Annotated in this window: 15 protein-coding genes; 6 read left to right on the forward strand and 9 right to left on the reverse strand. The window is 72.7% G+C overall.

The window, feature by feature from the left end; translation table 11 throughout:
* Positions 1–22: 22 nt before the first annotated feature.
* Genes ACIRG6_RS14205 through ACIRG6_RS14215 form a run of 3 tightly spaced genes read right to left on the reverse strand, consistent with a single transcriptional unit; the run spans position 23 to position 4,618 of the window.
* On the reverse strand, positions 23–2,203 hold the full coding sequence (locus tag ACIRG6_RS14205; RefSeq protein ID WP_403322705.1) for a 3-hydroxyacyl-CoA dehydrogenase NAD-binding domain-containing protein: 2,181 nt from the start codon (positions 2,201–2,203) through the stop codon (positions 23–25).
* Between the two features lie 34 nt (positions 2,204–2,237).
* The gene (locus tag ACIRG6_RS14210; RefSeq protein WP_403322708.1) at positions 2,238–3,452 is read right to left on the reverse strand and encodes an acetyl-CoA C-acetyltransferase; all 1,215 of its coding nucleotides are present in this window, start codon (positions 3,450–3,452) and stop codon (positions 2,238–2,240) included.
* Positions 3,453–3,463: 11 nt separating this feature from the next.
* Positions 3,464–4,618, reverse strand: coding sequence for a CaiB/BaiF CoA transferase family protein (locus ACIRG6_RS14215; protein ID WP_318215368.1), 1,155 nt, complete (start codon positions 4,616–4,618; stop codon positions 3,464–3,466).
* Between the two features lie 239 nt (positions 4,619–4,857).
* Between ACIRG6_RS14215 and ACIRG6_RS14220 the strand changes: the two genes are divergently transcribed.
* Positions 4,858–6,036 (forward strand): saccharopine dehydrogenase family protein, encoded by a 1,179-nt coding sequence (locus tag ACIRG6_RS14220; protein ID WP_364677218.1) that lies wholly within the window; start codon positions 4,858–4,860, stop codon positions 6,034–6,036.
* A 58-nt stretch (positions 6,037–6,094) separates the two neighbouring features.
* Here the strand turns inward: ACIRG6_RS14220 and mmpA are convergent, their stop codons facing one another.
* A complete protein-coding gene (gene mmpA / locus ACIRG6_RS14225) occupies positions 6,095–6,241 on the reverse strand; it encodes a morphogenic membrane protein MmpA (protein ID WP_359403066.1) in 147 nt (48 codons plus the stop codon).
* A 71-nt stretch (positions 6,242–6,312) separates the two neighbouring features.
* The gene (locus tag ACIRG6_RS14230; RefSeq protein ID WP_364677216.1) at positions 6,313–7,014 is read right to left on the reverse strand and encodes an endonuclease V; all 702 of its coding nucleotides are present in this window, start codon (positions 7,012–7,014) and stop codon (positions 6,313–6,315) included.
* 44 nt (positions 7,015–7,058) lie between these two features.
* Between ACIRG6_RS14230 and ACIRG6_RS14235 the strand changes: the two genes are divergently transcribed.
* Positions 7,059–7,355 carry a YciI family protein gene (locus ACIRG6_RS14235; RefSeq protein WP_364677214.1) on the forward strand — a complete coding sequence of 99 codons (297 nt, stop codon included), beginning with the start codon at positions 7,059–7,061 and terminating at the stop codon, positions 7,353–7,355.
* 100 nt (positions 7,356–7,455) lie between these two features.
* Here ACIRG6_RS14235 and ACIRG6_RS14240 read toward each other — a convergent pair whose 3' ends face one another.
* Complete coding sequence (locus tag ACIRG6_RS14240) at positions 7,456–7,785, reverse strand: plasmid stabilization protein (RefSeq protein WP_189231653.1); 330 nt, start codon at positions 7,783–7,785, stop codon at positions 7,456–7,458.
* 291 nt (positions 7,786–8,076) lie between these two features.
* Here ACIRG6_RS14240 and ACIRG6_RS14245 point away from each other — a divergent pair, with 291 nt between their 5' ends.
* The gene (locus ACIRG6_RS14245; protein ID WP_364677212.1) at positions 8,077–8,493 is read left to right on the forward strand and encodes a spore wall synthesis regulator SsgD; all 417 of its coding nucleotides are present in this window, start codon (positions 8,077–8,079) and stop codon (positions 8,491–8,493) included.
* A 142-nt stretch (positions 8,494–8,635) separates the two neighbouring features.
* On the opposite strand, the gene ACIRG6_RS14250 is transcribed toward ACIRG6_RS14245, so the two are convergent.
* Positions 8,636–9,307 carry a GOLPH3/VPS74 family protein gene (locus ACIRG6_RS14250; RefSeq protein WP_364677211.1) on the reverse strand — a complete coding sequence of 224 codons (672 nt, stop codon included), beginning with the start codon at positions 9,305–9,307 and terminating at the stop codon, positions 8,636–8,638.
* A gap of 323 nt (positions 9,308–9,630) precedes the next feature.
* On the opposite strand from ACIRG6_RS14250, the gene ACIRG6_RS14255 reads away from it, so the two are divergent.
* Both ACIRG6_RS14255 and ACIRG6_RS14260 read left to right on the forward strand, forming a co-directional pair.
* Complete coding sequence (locus tag ACIRG6_RS14255) at positions 9,631–11,262, forward strand: ABC-F family ATP-binding cassette domain-containing protein (RefSeq protein ID WP_365023809.1); 1,632 nt, start codon at positions 9,631–9,633, stop codon at positions 11,260–11,262.
* A 305-nt stretch (positions 11,263–11,567) separates the two neighbouring features.
* Positions 11,568–12,542, forward strand: coding sequence for an acyl-ACP desaturase (locus ACIRG6_RS14260; RefSeq protein WP_239764567.1), 975 nt, complete (start codon positions 11,568–11,570; stop codon positions 12,540–12,542).
* Positions 12,543–12,606: 64 nt separating this feature from the next.
* On the opposite strand, the gene ACIRG6_RS14265 is transcribed toward ACIRG6_RS14260, so the two are convergent.
* Positions 12,607–12,852 (reverse strand): WhiB family transcriptional regulator, encoded by a 246-nt coding sequence (locus ACIRG6_RS14265; RefSeq protein ID WP_364677207.1) that lies wholly within the window; start codon positions 12,850–12,852, stop codon positions 12,607–12,609.
* A 216-nt stretch (positions 12,853–13,068) separates the two neighbouring features.
* On the opposite strand from ACIRG6_RS14265, the gene ACIRG6_RS14270 reads away from it, so the two are divergent.
* Positions 13,069–13,857 (forward strand): VOC family protein, encoded by a 789-nt coding sequence (locus ACIRG6_RS14270; protein WP_365023822.1) that lies wholly within the window; start codon positions 13,069–13,071, stop codon positions 13,855–13,857.
* 24 nt (positions 13,858–13,881) lie between these two features.
* Here ACIRG6_RS14270 and ACIRG6_RS14275 read toward each other — a convergent pair whose 3' ends face one another.
* Positions 13,882–14,979, reverse strand: a complete 1,098-nt coding sequence (locus ACIRG6_RS14275) for a LacI family DNA-binding transcriptional regulator (RefSeq protein ID WP_364677205.1) — start codon at positions 14,977–14,979, stop codon at positions 13,882–13,884.
* Between the last annotated feature and the right edge of the window lie 63 nt (positions 14,980–15,042).

Genomic DNA, 15,042 nt, shown 5'->3' on the forward strand with positions numbered 1-15,042 from the left:
CGCCGCCGGTGGGACGGCGCCGTCAGCGGCCGTCGGTGAAGACCTCCCCCTTCTCCGCCTTCTCCACGAGCAGCGCGGGAGGCGTGAACCGGTCGCCGTAGCGCTCGGCGAGCTCGCGCGCGCGGGCCACGAAGCCGGGCAGGCCTCCCTCGTAGCCGTTGATGTACTGGAGGATGCCGCCGGTCCAGCCGGGGAAGCCGATGCCGAAGATGGAGCCGATGTTGGCGTCGGCGACGGAGGTGAGCACGCCCTCCTCCAGGAGGCGGACGGTGTCCAGCGCCTCGGAGAACAGCATCCGCTCCTGCATGTCGCGGAACGGGATCTCGTACCCGGGCTTGGTGAAGTGCTCGCGCAGTCCCGGCCACAGCCCGGTGCGCTTCCCGTCCTCGCCGTACTCGTAGAAGCCGGCGCCGCCGCTGCGGCCGGGGCGCTGGAACTCGTCCACCATGCGGTCGATGACGGCCTCGGCGGGGTGTGCGGTCCAGGTGCCGCCGGACTCCTCCACGGCCCGCTTGGTCTCCTCACGGATCTTCCGCGGGAGGGTGAGTGTCAGCTCGTCCATCAGGGAGAGCACCTTGGCCGGGTAGCCGGCCTGGGCCGCCGCCTGCTCCACGGACGCGGGCTCGACACCCTCGCCGACCATGGCGACGCCCTCGTTGATGAAATGACCGATGACCCGCGAGGTGAAGAAGCCGCGCGAGTCGTTGACGACGATCGGTGTCTTCTTGATCTGCCGGACCAGATCGAAGGCACGGGCAAGGGCCTCGTCACCGGTCCGCTCACCCTTGATGATCTCGACCAGCGGCATCTTGTCGACGGGCGAGAAGAAGTGCAGCCCGATGAAATCGGCCTGACGCTCGACGCCCTCGGCCAGCGCCGTGATGGGCAGCGTCGAGGTGTTGGAGCACAGCAGCGCGTCAGGGGCGACGACGTGCTCGATCTCCTGGAACACCTTGTGCTTGAGCGACGTGTCCTCGAACACCGCCTCGATCACCGCGTCGCAGCCCGCCAGATCGGCGGCCTCGGCGCTCGGGGTGATCCGGGCGAGCAGCGCGTCGGCCTTCTCCTGGGTCGTACGGCCCTTGGCCACGGCCTTGGCACACAGCTTCTCCGAGTAACCCTTGCCCTTGAGCGCCGCCTCCAGGGAGACGTCCTTGAGGACGACGTCGATGCCCGCGCGGGCACACGAGTAGGCGATACCGGCGCCCATCATCCCGGCACCCAGAACGGCGACCTTGGTGACCTGGCGGGACTCGACGCCCCTCGGCCGGTTGGCGCCGGAATTGACCGCCTGGAGGTCGAAGAAGAACGCCTGGATCATGTTCTTCGCGGTCTGGCCGGCGGCCAGCTCGACGAAGTAGCGGGCCTCGATGACCTGCGCGGTCTCGAAGTCGACCTGGGAGCCCTCGACGGCGGCGGCCATGATGTTGCGCGGCGCCGGATAGGGGGCGCCGTTCGTCTGCTTGCGCAGGTTGGCCGGGAAGGCGGGCAGGTTGGCGGCGAACTTCGGGTGGGCGGGGGTGCCGCCGGGGATGCGGTAGCCGGGCCTGTCCCAGGGCTGGGCGGACTCCGGGTGGGCGTCGATGAAGGCGCGGGCCTTGGCGAGCATGTCCTCGTGGCTGTCGGCGACCTCGTCGACCAGGCCGTTCTCCTGGGCGCGGCGCGGGGTGTACTGGGTGCCCTGGAGGAGGACCTTCAGCAGCGCGTCGGTGATGCCGAGCATCCGGACGGTGCGGACGACGCCGCCGCCTCCGGGGAGCAGGCCGAGGGTGACCTCGGGGCAGCCGATCTTGGAGCCGGGCGCGTCGAGGGCGACGCGGTGGTGGCAGGCCAGGGCGATCTCGTAACCGCCGCCGAGGGCCGCGCCGTTCATCGCGGCGACGACGGGCTTGCCGAGGGTCTCGATGCGGCGCAGGTCGCGCTTGATGGCCATGCCGCCGTCGAAGAGGTCCTGCGCCGTCTCCGGGGTGACGCGGATGAGGTCGCGCAGGTCGCCGCCGGCGAAGAAGGTCTTCTTGGCGGAGGTGACGATGACGCCGCGGATCGCGTCCTTCTCGGCTTCCAGACGGTCGGTGACGGCCGCGAGGGAGGCGCGGAACGCCTGGTTCATGGTGTTGGCGGACTGGTCGGGGTCGTCCAGGACGAGGGTGACGACGCCGGTGTCGTCCTGCTCCCAGCGGATGGTGGTGGACTCGGTGCTCATCAGGAGGTGCTCCAGGTGATCCGTCGGGAGGGGGTCAGATGCGCTCGACGATGGTGGCGATGCCCATGCCGCCGCCCACGCACAGGGTGGCGAGGCCGTACCGCTTGTCCTGGCGCTCCAGTTCGTCGACGAGGGTGCCGAGGATCATCGCGCCGGTGGCGCCGAGCGGGTGACCGAGGGCGATGGCGCCGCCGTTGACGTTGACCTTGTCCAGGGACAGTCCCATGTCCCTGACGAAGCGCAGGACGACCGCCGCGAACGCCTCGTTGATCTCGACGAGGTCGATGTCGTCGATGGTCAGCCCGGCCTTGGCGAGGGCCTTGCGGGTGGCGGGGGCGGGTCCGGTGAGCATGATGGTGGGCTCGGAACCGGACACGGCGGCGGAGACGATCCGCGCGCGCGGGGTGAGCCCGTAGCGGTCGCCGACCTCCTTGGAGCCGATGGCGACGAGGGAGGCGCCGTCCACGATGCCGGAGGAGTTGCCCGCGTGGTGGACGTGGTCGATCTTCTCCACCCAGTGGTACTTCTGCAGCGCCACGGCGTCGAAGCCGCCGAGTTCGCCGATGTCGGCGAAGGAGGGCTTGAGCTGCGCGAGGGAGTCGGCGGTGGTGCCGGGGCGCAGGTGCTCGTCGTGGTAGAGGACGGTGAGGCCGGCGCGGTCCTTCACCGGCACGACGGACCGCTCGAAGCGGCCCTCCTTCCACGCCGTGGCCGCCCGCTCCTGGGAGAGGGCCGCGTACTCGTCGACGTCGCGGCGGGAGAAGCCCTCGATGGTGGCGATCAGGTCGGCCCCGATGCCCTGCGGCACGAAGTTGGTGGCGAGGTTGGTCATCGGGTCGTTGAACCAGGCGCCGCCGTCCGAGGCCATCGGCACCCGGGACATGGACTCGACGCCGCCCGCGAGGACCAGGTCCTCCCAGCCGGAACGGACCTTCATGGCCGCCATGTTGACGGCCTCCAGACCCGAGGCACAGAAGCGGTTCTCCTGGACGCCGGCCACCGTGTCCGGCAGGCCGGCGGCGATGGCGGCGATGCGGGCGATGTCGGAGCCCTGGTCACCGACCGGTCCGACGACACCGAGGACGATGTCGTCGACGGCGGCCGGGTCGAGGTCCGGGAACCGGGCGCGGATCTCGCGGATGAGGCCGACGACCAGGTCGACGGGCTTCGTGCCGTGCAGGGCTCCGTTCGCCTTGCCGCGTCCGCGCGGGGTGCGGATCGCGTCGTACACGTACGCTTCGGTGGTCACTGGCAGGCCTTTCACTGAGGGTTCTTCGCAGGGCTGTTCGGCTGAGGGGTGCGGGGCAGGTCCCAGTCGCGGGCGACGGCCTCCGCGTCGGCGCCGGGCCGGGCGGGGCCGGTGCGGACGGCGGTGGGGGTCGCCGAGAAGCGGGGCGCGGGGGCCGGCTGGGTGATGCCGCCGTGGTCGGTGAAGGTGCCGCGGGCGGCGAGGTGCGGGTGGTGCGGGGCCTCGCGCAGCGACAGGACGGGGGCCACGCAGGCGTCGGAGTCCGTGAAGAGGGCCGTCCACTCGTCGCGGGTGCGGGCCTTGAAGCGGGCGGCGATCGCCTCGCGCAGCTCGCCCCAGCGGGCCATGTCCTCGCGGGCCGGCGCCTCGCCCGGGATGCCGAGCCGCTCCATGAACTCGGCGTAGAACCGGGGTTCCAGGGCGCCGACCGCCATGTACTGGCCGTCGGCCGTCTCGTAGGTGCCGTAGAAGGGGGCGCCGCCGTCGAAGAGGTTGCTGCCGCGCCGGTCCTGCCAGGCGCCGGCGCCGAGCATGCCGTGGATCATCGCCGAGAGATGGGCGGCGCCGTCCACGATGGCGGCGTCGACGACCTGGCCGGTGCCGGTCGCGCGGGCGTGCTGCAGGGCGGCGAGGATGCCGACGACCAGGTAGAGGGAGCCGCCCGCGTAGTCGCCGAGCAGGTTGGCCGGGACGGCCGGCGGCCCGTCGGGGGCGCCGATCATGCCGAGGGTGCCGGTGAGCGCGATGTACCCGATGTCGTGACCGGCGCGCTGGGCGAGGGGGCCGTCCTGGCCCCAGCCCGTCATGCGGCCGTAGACGAGGCGCGGGTTGCGGGCGTGGCAGGACTCGGGGCCGACGCCGAGGCGCTCGGCGACGCCGGGGCGGTAGCCCTCGATCAGGACGTCGGCGCGTTCGGCTAGGTCGAGGACGCGGGCCGGGCCGTCGGGCGACTTGAGGTCGACGATCACCGAGCGCTTGTTGCGGTTGGTGACGTCGCGGGCGGGGTCGATCGCCAGGCCGGGGCCGCCGGGCCGGTCGACGCGGACGACGTCGGCGCCGAGGTCGGCGAGGAGCATGGCGGCGAAGGGCCCGGGGCCGATCGCGGCCAGTTCGACCACGCGCACGCCGCTGAGCGGGCCGTCACCCGGCGTCTTCGCCTCTGTCATCGTGCCCCCAGCTCTGTGACACTACTGATGTAACACCGGCGATGCTAAGAACGTGTTCCACTCGGCACAAGACCTGACGAGCAAGCGCTTAGCCAATTATGGAGCAGGCTCGTCGTCGGGCTCGGCACTCCTCACGCTAGCCTCAGCCACCGGCGACGGCGCGTGCTGTGGACCCAGAGGTTGCCCACGAGGCCGCCGAGGGACGCCGACGGGACGCCGAACGGTGGCGAAGGAGTGTCATGAGCAGGCTGAACAGGACGGACCGGCCGTACGACATCGTGCTCTTCGGGGCGACGGGTTTCGTCGGCGAGCTGACCGCGGAGTACCTCGCCGCCCATGCGCCCGAGGGACTGCGCTGGGCGATCGCCGGCCGCGACGAGGAGAAGCTGCGGCGGCTCGCCGGTCGGCTGCCCGGCGGTACCGAGGTCGGCATGCTGCGGGCGGACGTGTCCGATCCGGCCTCCTTGCGGGCGCTCGCCGAGCAGGCGCGCGTGGTCGCCTCGACGGTGGGCCCCTACGTCCGGTACGGCGAGGGACTCGTCGCCGCCTGCGCGGACACCGGCGCGGACTACCTGGACCTGACGGGCGAGCCCGAGTTCGTGGACCTCATGTACGTGCGGCACGACGCCCGCGCGCGGGAGACCGGCGCGCGGCTGGTGCACGCGTGCGGCTTCGACTCCGTGCCGCACGACCTGGGCGTGTACTTCACGGTGCGGCAGCTGCCGGAGGGCGTGCCGCTGACCGTGGACGGTTTCGTGACCGCCGACGCCACCTTCTCCGGCGGGACGTTCGCCTCCGCGCTGGGCCAGTTCGCGCGCGGCCGGCAGATGCAGGCCGCGGCGCGGGAACGGCGCCGGCACGAACCGCGGCTGGTGGGCCGCCGGGCGGTGACGCCGACGGGCGCGCCCCGGTACGCCGGGGAGGTGGGGGCCTGGGCGCTGCCGTTGCCGACCGTCGATCCGCAGATCGTGCGGCGTTCCGCCAAGGCCCTCGACCGGTACGGTCCCGACTTCCGCTACCGGCACTACGCGGCCGTCCGGCATCTGCCCGTCGCGGTGGGCGGGGTGGCCGCGGTGGGCGCGCTGGTGGCGGCGGCACAGGTCCCGCCGGTGCGGCGCCGCCTGTCCGGCCTGCTCAAGCCGGGTGACGGACCGAGCCCGCAGAAGCGTGCCAGGAGCTGGTTCCGGGTCCGCTTCGTGGGCGAGGGCGGTGGCCGGCGGGTGTTCACCGAGGTCGCGGGCGGTGATCCCGGGTACGACGAGACGGCGAAGATGTTCGCCGAGGCGGCGCTGTCCCTCGCCGTCGACGACCTGCCGCAGACCGCCGGTCAGGTCACGACGGCGGTGGCGATGGGCGACGCGCTCACCGAGCGCCTACGGGCGGCGGGCATCACCTTCCGGGTGGCCGCCACGCGCTGACACGACGCGCCGGGCGGCGGGCTCGGCGCCCGTCCCGGCGGGACCGGGCCCGGGCGGCCTATCCCGACCACCCGGCGATCGTGTAGATCATCCCGCCTATCCAGGCCACCCCGGCCGTCACCGCGAGCGTCAGGCCCGCGGTCACCGCTCGTTCGGTGAGTCGGAGCGGGTGGGCGGAGGGCTCGGGGGTGCGGTGTGTCGTCATGCGCTCAGCCTGCCGCCAGCCACTGACAACGCACATCCGTACGGATACTCAGGCGTGTCGGACGACGGGCGTCACTCCGCGTGGACGGCGTCCCGCAGGGCCGCGCGGCACAGGGCGTCCGCCCGGCGGGTCGTCTCCGGCAGACGGTAGGCGGGGGTCAGCGCCAGCGTGTGCGCGCAGGCGTTGTCGAGGCTCACGCGATGGCCGACGGAGACGAAGACCGGCTTGACCGCGTCGCGGGTCCGCAGTGCGCGCCCGACCTCTTCGGCACCGGCCAGCAGCGGGGACGTGCTGCCGCGCGGCGCGTCCGGGTCGTCGTGGGTGAAGGTGAACGGGTTCTTGGCGACGCCGATCGTGGGCAGCCCGGTGAGCACGCCGAGATGGCTGGCGAGGCCGAAGCGGCGCGGATGGGCCAGCCCGTAGCCGTCGCAGACGACCAGGCCCGGCGGGCAGGGCAGCGCGTGGAGGGCCGCGAGGACGGTGGGGATCTCCCGGAAGGCGAGCAGGCCGGGCACATAGGGGAAGGAGATCCGCCCGACGGCGGTGGCCTCCGCGGCCACGGCGAGGGTCGTCGCGTCGAGGACGACGGCGGCCGCCGCGACGACGTTCCGTTCGTCGTCGTAGGCGACGTCCACACCGGTCACCCGGCCCGTTCCGGGAGGCGGGCCCGGCTCGTCGAGCACCACGCGGGCCCGCAGTTCGTCCTGGACGGCGCGGGCCTCTTCCTCGGTCGCGGGCCAGCCGGCGGGAGTCTGCGCGGTCACGGTCGTCATGGTGGCCGCAAGCCTACGGGACCCGCCGCAGTAGGCTCGCGATCATGTTCGTACTGGAGCTGTCCTACACCGCCCCGCTCGAAGCCGTCGACGCCGTGCTGCCCGACCACGTGGTGTGGCTCGACGCCCTCTACGAGCAGGGCGTGTTCCTGGCGTCCGGGCGCCAAGAGCCCCGCAACGGCGGATTGATCATCGCCGTCGCGGAGGACCGGGCGCGGATCGAGCAGATCGCCGCGGGCGACCCCTTCGTCGAGGCGGGCGTGTGCGCGTACCGCATCACCGAGTTCATCGCCACGAAGACGGCGCCGGCGCTGGAGCGGTACCGGGAGACGCTCGGCTAGGGCCTGTCGTATGGATCAGGTCGGCCGAGAGCGACGGTGCGTCTTCGCCGCCCCGCGACACCTGCATGATCCGAACGACAGGCCCTGAGGCCGGTGCGGCTCATTTGCCGAGCGCACGCTGCAGCTCGCCCTTGTTCATGTTCGAACGACCGCTGATGTCACGGCGCTTGGCCTCCTGGTACAGCTGATCGTAGGTGGGGCCCTGGGAGCCCTGCCGCGACCCGGAGCGCTGCCCGCCGCGCTTGCTCGGCGACTTGTCCTGCGTGGACGTACGGCTGGCGGTCTTCGACTCGCCGGACCGGGCGCGCTCCTTGTTCACCGTCCGCGCCGCGATCTCCTTGGCCCGGCCGGTGCTCTCACCACGGTCCTCGGCGCTCTCCTTGATGTGTTCGTACTGCCGCTCCCGCTTGGAGCTCGAACCGCGTGGCATGTCCGCTCACTTCCTCTCACGTTCAGCGAACGGATACCCACGTTACGGACAAACACCCGGCCCCGCGCTCCCAGCGCCTCCTGACGGACGCGGACGGGTGGACGCGTGGCGCGTCGGCCGCAAGTGCCTTGTGTGGCACGCGAGGAGAGACATGTCACTCGCGTGCATGAAAGGCGGTGACAGAGGTCACTCGCACATCGTGTGCACGGATTGGCTGATTCCGTCGTCTCTTCCAGTGCCCGGCCCGTACCACCCCGGAAGCCCGCCCAGCCGTCACGAGGGAGCAAGGCGTTGTCCACCGTCATCGAGCAGCCCGTCGAGGCGCGTCTCGTCGCTGCCGCGCCGCGTATGCCGAGCATTCCCGCCACACTGCACTACGACCGGCGCGACCCGTTCGCCGTCCGCATGACCTTCCCGGCCCCGGCCACCCTGGAGGGCGTGGAGGTCTGCTGGACCTTCTCCCGCGAGCTGCTCATCACCGGGATGCGGGAACCCGACGGCCACGGAGACGTCCGGGTGCGGCCGTACGGGTACGACCGCACCGTGCTGGAGTTCCACGCCCCCGAGGGCACCGCCGTCGTCCACGTCCGCTCCGGCGAACTGCGCCGGTTCCTCCAGGCCACCAGCGAGCTGGTGGCGGTCGGCCTGGAGCATCTGCACCTGGACCTGGACCACGACCTGGCGGAGCTGATGCGGGGCACCTGCTGAGCGGGCCGCCCGCCGGACCGGACGTCCCGCCGGCGCAACGACGGACCGCCGCGGGCGTCCGGTCGGTCCGCCGGCGCGCGCCACGCCGCTGAGCGGAATCCGCCACGGGGCCCGGGCCCCGGCCGGCCTCGGCGGGGGCCGGTCAGCCGCCCGTCGAGGCCACCGCACGCCCCGTCTCCGCGCTCACCGCCGCCCGCACCTCCCGCAGGACCTTCCCCAGGCCGGGTGCCGCCGCCGCGCCGCGCGCGGTCAGCTCCTCGATCCGTCCCTCCCTGCGCGCCCGGTCCCCCACGGGCCCGAGGGCGCGCAGCTCGGCCGCGGCCGCGAGCGCGGCGACGATCGCGTCCCGCTCGGAGGGCTCCCCGGCCGGCAGCGGGCCGTCCAGGACGGCCCGCGTCTCCTCGCGCAGCGCCTGTGCCGCGGTGCCCCGGGCCAGGACGTGGTCCACGGACGGGAACACCCCGAGCACCCGCTTCTTCTCGGCCCGCAGATACCCGTCGGCCACCAGCTGTTCCCGGACGGCGTCGAAGGTGACCCGCGCGTACGACCGCACCCACGCCCGCCAGCGGCGCGGCATGGACTCGCGGACGAGGTCCAGCAGTCCGTCGAGGACGGCGTCGCCGGTGCGGGAGTCCAGGTCGACGGGCGTGGCGATGCCGTCGTCGTCGGTGAGCAGGCCGCGCCGGGCGAGTTCGGCGAGGGCGCCTGCGCGCACCAGGTGCCGCAGCCGCGCGGTGTCGGCGCCCCCGGGCCGTGCGGGGTCCCAGGCCAGCAGGCAGAGCCGGGCCGGCAATGAGAGTGAGCCGATGGGCACGGGGCCTCCTTGGGGCCGTGAGACCGGATCCGCGATAAGGCGTTGACACCCCGGACCGGCACTCCTACGGTGTACAACGCTTCTGTTGCCGCCGATCGGAGAAGGACGTTGCTCGTCTGAGGTTCTGAGACACCGCGTCACCCCCAGCGTGGGTGTACGTCGCGTGCGACCTCGGCGTTCGAGCCGTCCCTTGCGGAACAGGGCCTTTTTCATGCCCCGCCGTCCCGCGGACTCCTCCTTCCCTCGCCGGACTGCGGTCGCCGCTCCCGGTGTCTCGATACGCGTTTGCCCCTGACCGCATCAAGCAACCGCGGAGACCCTGTATGTCTGCATCCATCACCTGTACGGCCCTCTCCTTCGCCTGGGCCGACGGCACCTCCGTCTTCGAAGGGCTCGACACCGCGTTCGGCCCCGGCCGGACCGGGCTCGTCGGGGTCAACGGGTCCGGAAAATCCACCCTGTTGAAGCTGATCGCCGGGCAGCTCGTCCCCACCGACGGCGCCGTCCGCGTGGCCGGCGAGGTGGGCCACCTCCCGCAGAACGTCACGCTCGACACCGGCCTGCGGGTCGACGAGGCGCTCGGCATCGCCGCGCAGCGGGCCGCGCTGCACGCCATCGAGGCCGGTGACGTGGCCGAGGAGCACTTCGAGACCGTCGGCGACGACTGGGACGTCGAGGAGCGCGCCCTCGCCACGCTCGGCGAGCTCGGCCTCGGCCATGTGGCGCTGGACCGGACCATCGGCGAGGTGTCCGGCGGCGAGTCCGTTCTGCTCCGGCTGGCGGCCCTGCTGCTGCGCCGGCCGGACGTCCTGCTGCTGGACGAGCCGACCAACAACCTCGACCTGTACGCCCGCAGGCGGCTGTACGCGGCCGTCGCCTCCTGGCCGGGGGTGATGATCGTGGTCAGTCACGACCGTGAGCTCCTCGACCTCGTCGACCAGATCGCCGACCTGCGGTCCGGCGGCATCACCCGGTACGGCGGCAACTTCTCGGCGTACGAGGAGGCCCTGGCCGTCGAACAGGAGGCGGCCGAGCGCATGGTGCGCGTCGCCGAGGCCGACCTGCGCAAGCAGAAGCGCGAACTGTCCGACGCCCATGTCGTCCTGGCCCGGCGCAAGCGGTACGGACAGAAGATGTACGACACCAAGCGCGAGCCCCGGGCGGTGATGAAGCTGCGCAAGCGCACCGCCCAGGAGTCCGCCGGGAAGTACCGCATCATGCACGAGGAGAAGCTCGCCGAGGCGAAGGAACGGCTCGACGACGCGGTGGAGGCCGTGCGGGACGACGACGAGATCCGCGTCGACCTGCCGTACACGGCCGTCCCGCCGGGCCGGTCCGTGCTCACCCTGCGGGACCTGGAACTCGTGCACGGCGCGCGGGTGGCGGGCGGTCTCGATCTGCACGGTCCCGAGCGGATCGCGCTGACCGGGCGCAACGGCGCGGGCAAGACCACGCTGCTGCGCACGATCGCCGGGGAGCTGGAACCGGTGTCGGGCGAGGCGACCGCGCACGTGCCGCTGCGGTTCCTGCCCCAGCGCCTCGACGTCCTCGACGAGTCGCTGACCGTCGCCGAGAACGTGGCCCGGTTCTCGCCGGGCGTGACCAACAACCGGATCCGGGCACGGCTGGCCCGCTTCCTGTTCCGGGGCGCCCGGGCCGACCAGCAGGCGGCGACGCTGTCCGGGGGCGAACGTTTCCGGGCCACCCTGGCCGCCCTGATGCTGGCCGAGCCCGCGCCCCAGCTGCTCCTGCTGGACGAGCCGACGAACAACCTGGACATGGCGAGCGTCCGGCAGCTCACCACGGCCCTGGAGTCGTACGAGGGGGCGCTGATCGTGGCCAGTCACGACCTGCCGTTCCTGGATTCGATCGGCATCACGCGCCGGCTGCTGCTGGAGGGAGGAGAGCTGAAGGACATCACGCGGGACGCCGGCACGGAACGGCGGGCCGGCTGAGGGAGGCGTTCACCGCCGGGAAGGAGCCCCGGTGAAGCGCCGCCGGCCGCCGACGGGGGTTCCTTTCGTGCGGGCGCGCATTGCATGATGGCCCATCGGCGCTCCTCCGCGCGCCGCCCGTCCGGCTCAGGACCTGCGGGTTCGGGCCGCGCCACGCCCCGGTCGACGGTGGCTGATCAGCGGCCTTTACAGTGCGTTTAACCTACGGTCTCGTAACCTACGGTTTCGTAGCCTACGATCCCGTAGGTTCCCGGCACCGCTCGCCGGTCCGCCTTCCGCTTTGTCGTACGTCCCCTGGAGTACCTGTGACGATCACTTCCCCGCACCTCGGCACCTCCGCCGCTTGGACCGACGCCCGGCTGCTGTACGCCCTGGAGGAAGTGGTCGAGAACGAACTCAACCGGCATCTGAAGGTCGCCAAGGACTGGATGCCGCACGAGTACGTGCCGTGGAGCGACGCCCGCAACTTCCCCGGGCTCTTCGAGGACGGCGAGGCCTGGGAGAAGGACCAGTCCAAGGTCACCGAGATCGGCCGGATCGCCCTCGTGGTGAACCTGCTCACCGAGGACAACCTGCCCAGCTACCACCACGAGATCGCGAGCCTGTTCGGCCGCGACGGCGCCTGGGGCACCTGGGTGCACCGCTGGACCGCCGAAGAGGGCCGGCACGGCATCGTGATGCGCGACTACCTGCTCGCCTCGCGCGCCGTCGACCCGGACAAGCTGGAGCAGTTCCGCATGGCCCACATGAGCGAGGGCTTCGAGTCGGACAACCGGCACTCGATGCTGCACTCGGTGGCGTACGTCGCCTTCCAGGAGCTGGCCACCCGCATCTCGCACCGCAACACCGGCCACCAGTCCGGTGACCCGGTCTGCGACCGCATGCTGGCCCGCATCGCGACCGACGAGAACCTGCACATGATCTTCTACCGGAACCTGCTCAAGGCCGCCTTCGAGCTCGCGCCCGACCTGACGATGCAGGCGGTGCGGGACGTGGTCGTGAACTTCCGGATGCCCGGCCACGGCATGCCCGGCTTCGAGCGGGCCGCCGCGCAGATGGCGATCGGCGAGGTCTACAACCTGCGCATCCACCACGACGACGTGATCCAGCCCGTGCTGCGCTTCCTGAAGATCATGGAGATCGACGGCCTCGGCCCCGAGGGCCGGCAGGCCCAGGAGGAGCTCGGGCTGTACATGGGCGGCCTGGACGCGGAGGCCGCCAAGTTCGACGAGAAGCTGGCGGCCCGCAAGGCCCGGATGGCGGCCCGCGCGGCGGGCTGACCGTCCCCCCGGGGCGGGTGCGGCACTGCGAAGCAGCGGGGGGCGAGGTCCCGGCCGTCCGGGTTCACCGCGCGGTGCGCCGCAGTGCCTGCCGTTCCTTCTCCGACAGTCCGCCCCAGACCCCGAAGCGCTCGTCGTGGGCCAGCGCGTAGTCCAGGCAGGCCGAGCGGATCGGGCACAGGGCGCAGATCCGCTTGGCGTCCCGTACCGAGCTTCCGGGCTCGGGGAAGAAGAAGTCCGCCCCGGTCTGTGCGCACAACGCCTCCTGCTGCCAGGTCAGGTCGGGCGTCGCGATCGTGTCGATGTGCATGGGCAGGATCGTGCCCGGTGGCGAAAAACGTTCGATCAACGCGGGATCAACGCGGGCCGCCCGGGCCCACGACCGCACCGGCGGACCTACCCGGCAGACCTCCCGATGGTCTCCCCGGCACGGGTGGGTCCGCACGGCGGCGCGCGGGAGCGGTTGTCCGTGGTCGGTGGAAGACTCGGCAGTGCAGGCAACGGGACCCTTCCGAGGAGGGCAATGATGCTCACCACCCGTTTTGTCACCGGCGCCCCGAACTGGGTCGACGTCGGCACGTCCGACATCGACGGCGCCACGTCGTTCTACGGTGGACTCTTCGGCTGGCGGTTCCGGTCGGCGGGGCCCGAGGCCGGGGGCTACGGCTTCTTCGAGCTGGACGGCCGGATCGTGGCCGGGGGTATGCGGACCACGCCGGAGCAGGGACCGCCGTCCTGGACGGTGTACTTCCAGACCCCTGACGCCGAGGCCACCGCCAAGGCCTCCGAGCAGGCCCACGGCGGCGTGCTCGTGCGGCCGACGGACGTGATGGGCCAGGGCACCATGGCGATCCTCGCCGACCGGGCACAGGTGCCGTTCGGCGTCTGGCAGCCGGGGCGGCTGGGCGGCTTGGGCGTGGCGGGCGAGACCGGTGCGCTGTGCTGGGTCGAGCTGTACACGCCGGACATCGCGGCCGCCGCCGCGTACTACCACGCGGTGCTGGGGCTGGAGACCTCCGCGGTGCCGTTCCCCGGCGCCGGCACGTACACGTGCGTGAACCCGGCCGGGGCGGGCGAGGAGAGCATGTTCGGCGGCGTCGTCCCGCTCGCCGACGACGCGCTGGAGACGGACGCCCACTGGCTGCCGTACTTCGCGGTCGCCGACGCGGACGCCACGGTCGCGCAGGCCGGGGAGCTGGGCGGCACGGTGCGGATGCCCGCGACGGACATCGAGGGTGTCGGGCGCCTCGCCCGGCTCGCCGACCCGTACGGCGCCCGGTTCGCGGTGCTCAGGCCGGCGCCGCGGGAGGGGTAGAGCGACACGCCCGGTCCGGCGTACTCAGGCGGAGGCGCGGCGGACCAGGGTGGTCGGCAGGATCACTCCGGAGGCCGTGCCGGACACGGCTCCCGCCCCGTGGTCCCGGGCCGCGGATTCCGGGGCCCCGGCCGCGGATTCCCCGTCGCCGTCCCCCGCCGTCCCGCGGTCCAGGCCGCGCAGCAGCAGGCGGGCCATCAGCCGGCCCATGCCCTCGATGTCCTGGCGGACCGTGGTCAGCGGGGGGTCGGTCTGCTCGGCGACGGGCAGCATGTCGTCGAAGCCGACCACGGCCACGTCGTCCGGCACCCGCCGTCCCCGCTCGCGCAGCACCCGCAGGGCGCCCGCCGCGGTGAGGTCGTTGGCCGCGAACACGGCGTCCAGGTCCGGGCGCCGGTCCAGCAGCTCGCGCATGGCGCGCTCACCGCCGCCCGGCGTGAAGTCCCCGTGCGCGATCAGCCCGGGGCCGGCGTCCGCGCGGACGTCCCGGAAACCCGCGAGCCGGTCGGCGGCGGAGGTCTGGTCGAGCGGGCCGGCGATGTGCGCGACGCGGGTGCGGCCGAGGGCGGCCAGATGGCGTACGGCCTCGCGGGCGCCGCCGCGGTTGTCGCTGTCCACGTAGACCACGTCGTCCCGGCCGTCGTCCCAGCCGGGCCGGCCGCCGAAGACGGTCGGCACCCCGGCACGGCGGACGAGGCCGGGCAGCGGGTCGTCGAGGTGGAGGGAGAAGACGAGGGCGCCGTCGACATGCCCGCCGGCCAGGTAGCGGCCGACGCGGGCGTGGTCCTCGCGGCCCTCGGTGAGCAGCAGGACGAGCTGGTTGTCGTGGGCGGTCAGCTCCTTGCTGATGCCGCGGAGCTGCTGGGCGAAGTAGGGGTCGGTGAAGACCCGGGTCTCCGGTTCGGCGGCGACGACGGCCACGGCGTCGTGGCGTTTCGTCACCAGGCTGCGCGCGGCCTGGTTGGGGACGTAGCCCAGCTCCTCCACCGCGCGCCGGACCCGCTCGGCCAGCGCGTCCCGCACCCCGTGCGCCCCGTTGACCACGCGGGACACGGTGGCCCGTGAGACCCCGGCCCGCGCGGCCACGGCCTCCAGCGTGGGACGCGGCGCGGTCTCGGTCACGGGCTCCTCCTCGGCGGCTGCCGCTCAGGATAGCGGCAGGTCGCCGGGCGGGAGAGGGCTCCC

The sequence above is a fragment of the Streptomyces flaveolus genome (assembly GCF_044765825.1).
In the GTDB taxonomy this organism is placed as follows: domain Bacteria; phylum Actinomycetota; class Actinomycetes; order Streptomycetales; family Streptomycetaceae; genus Streptomyces; species Streptomyces flaveolus.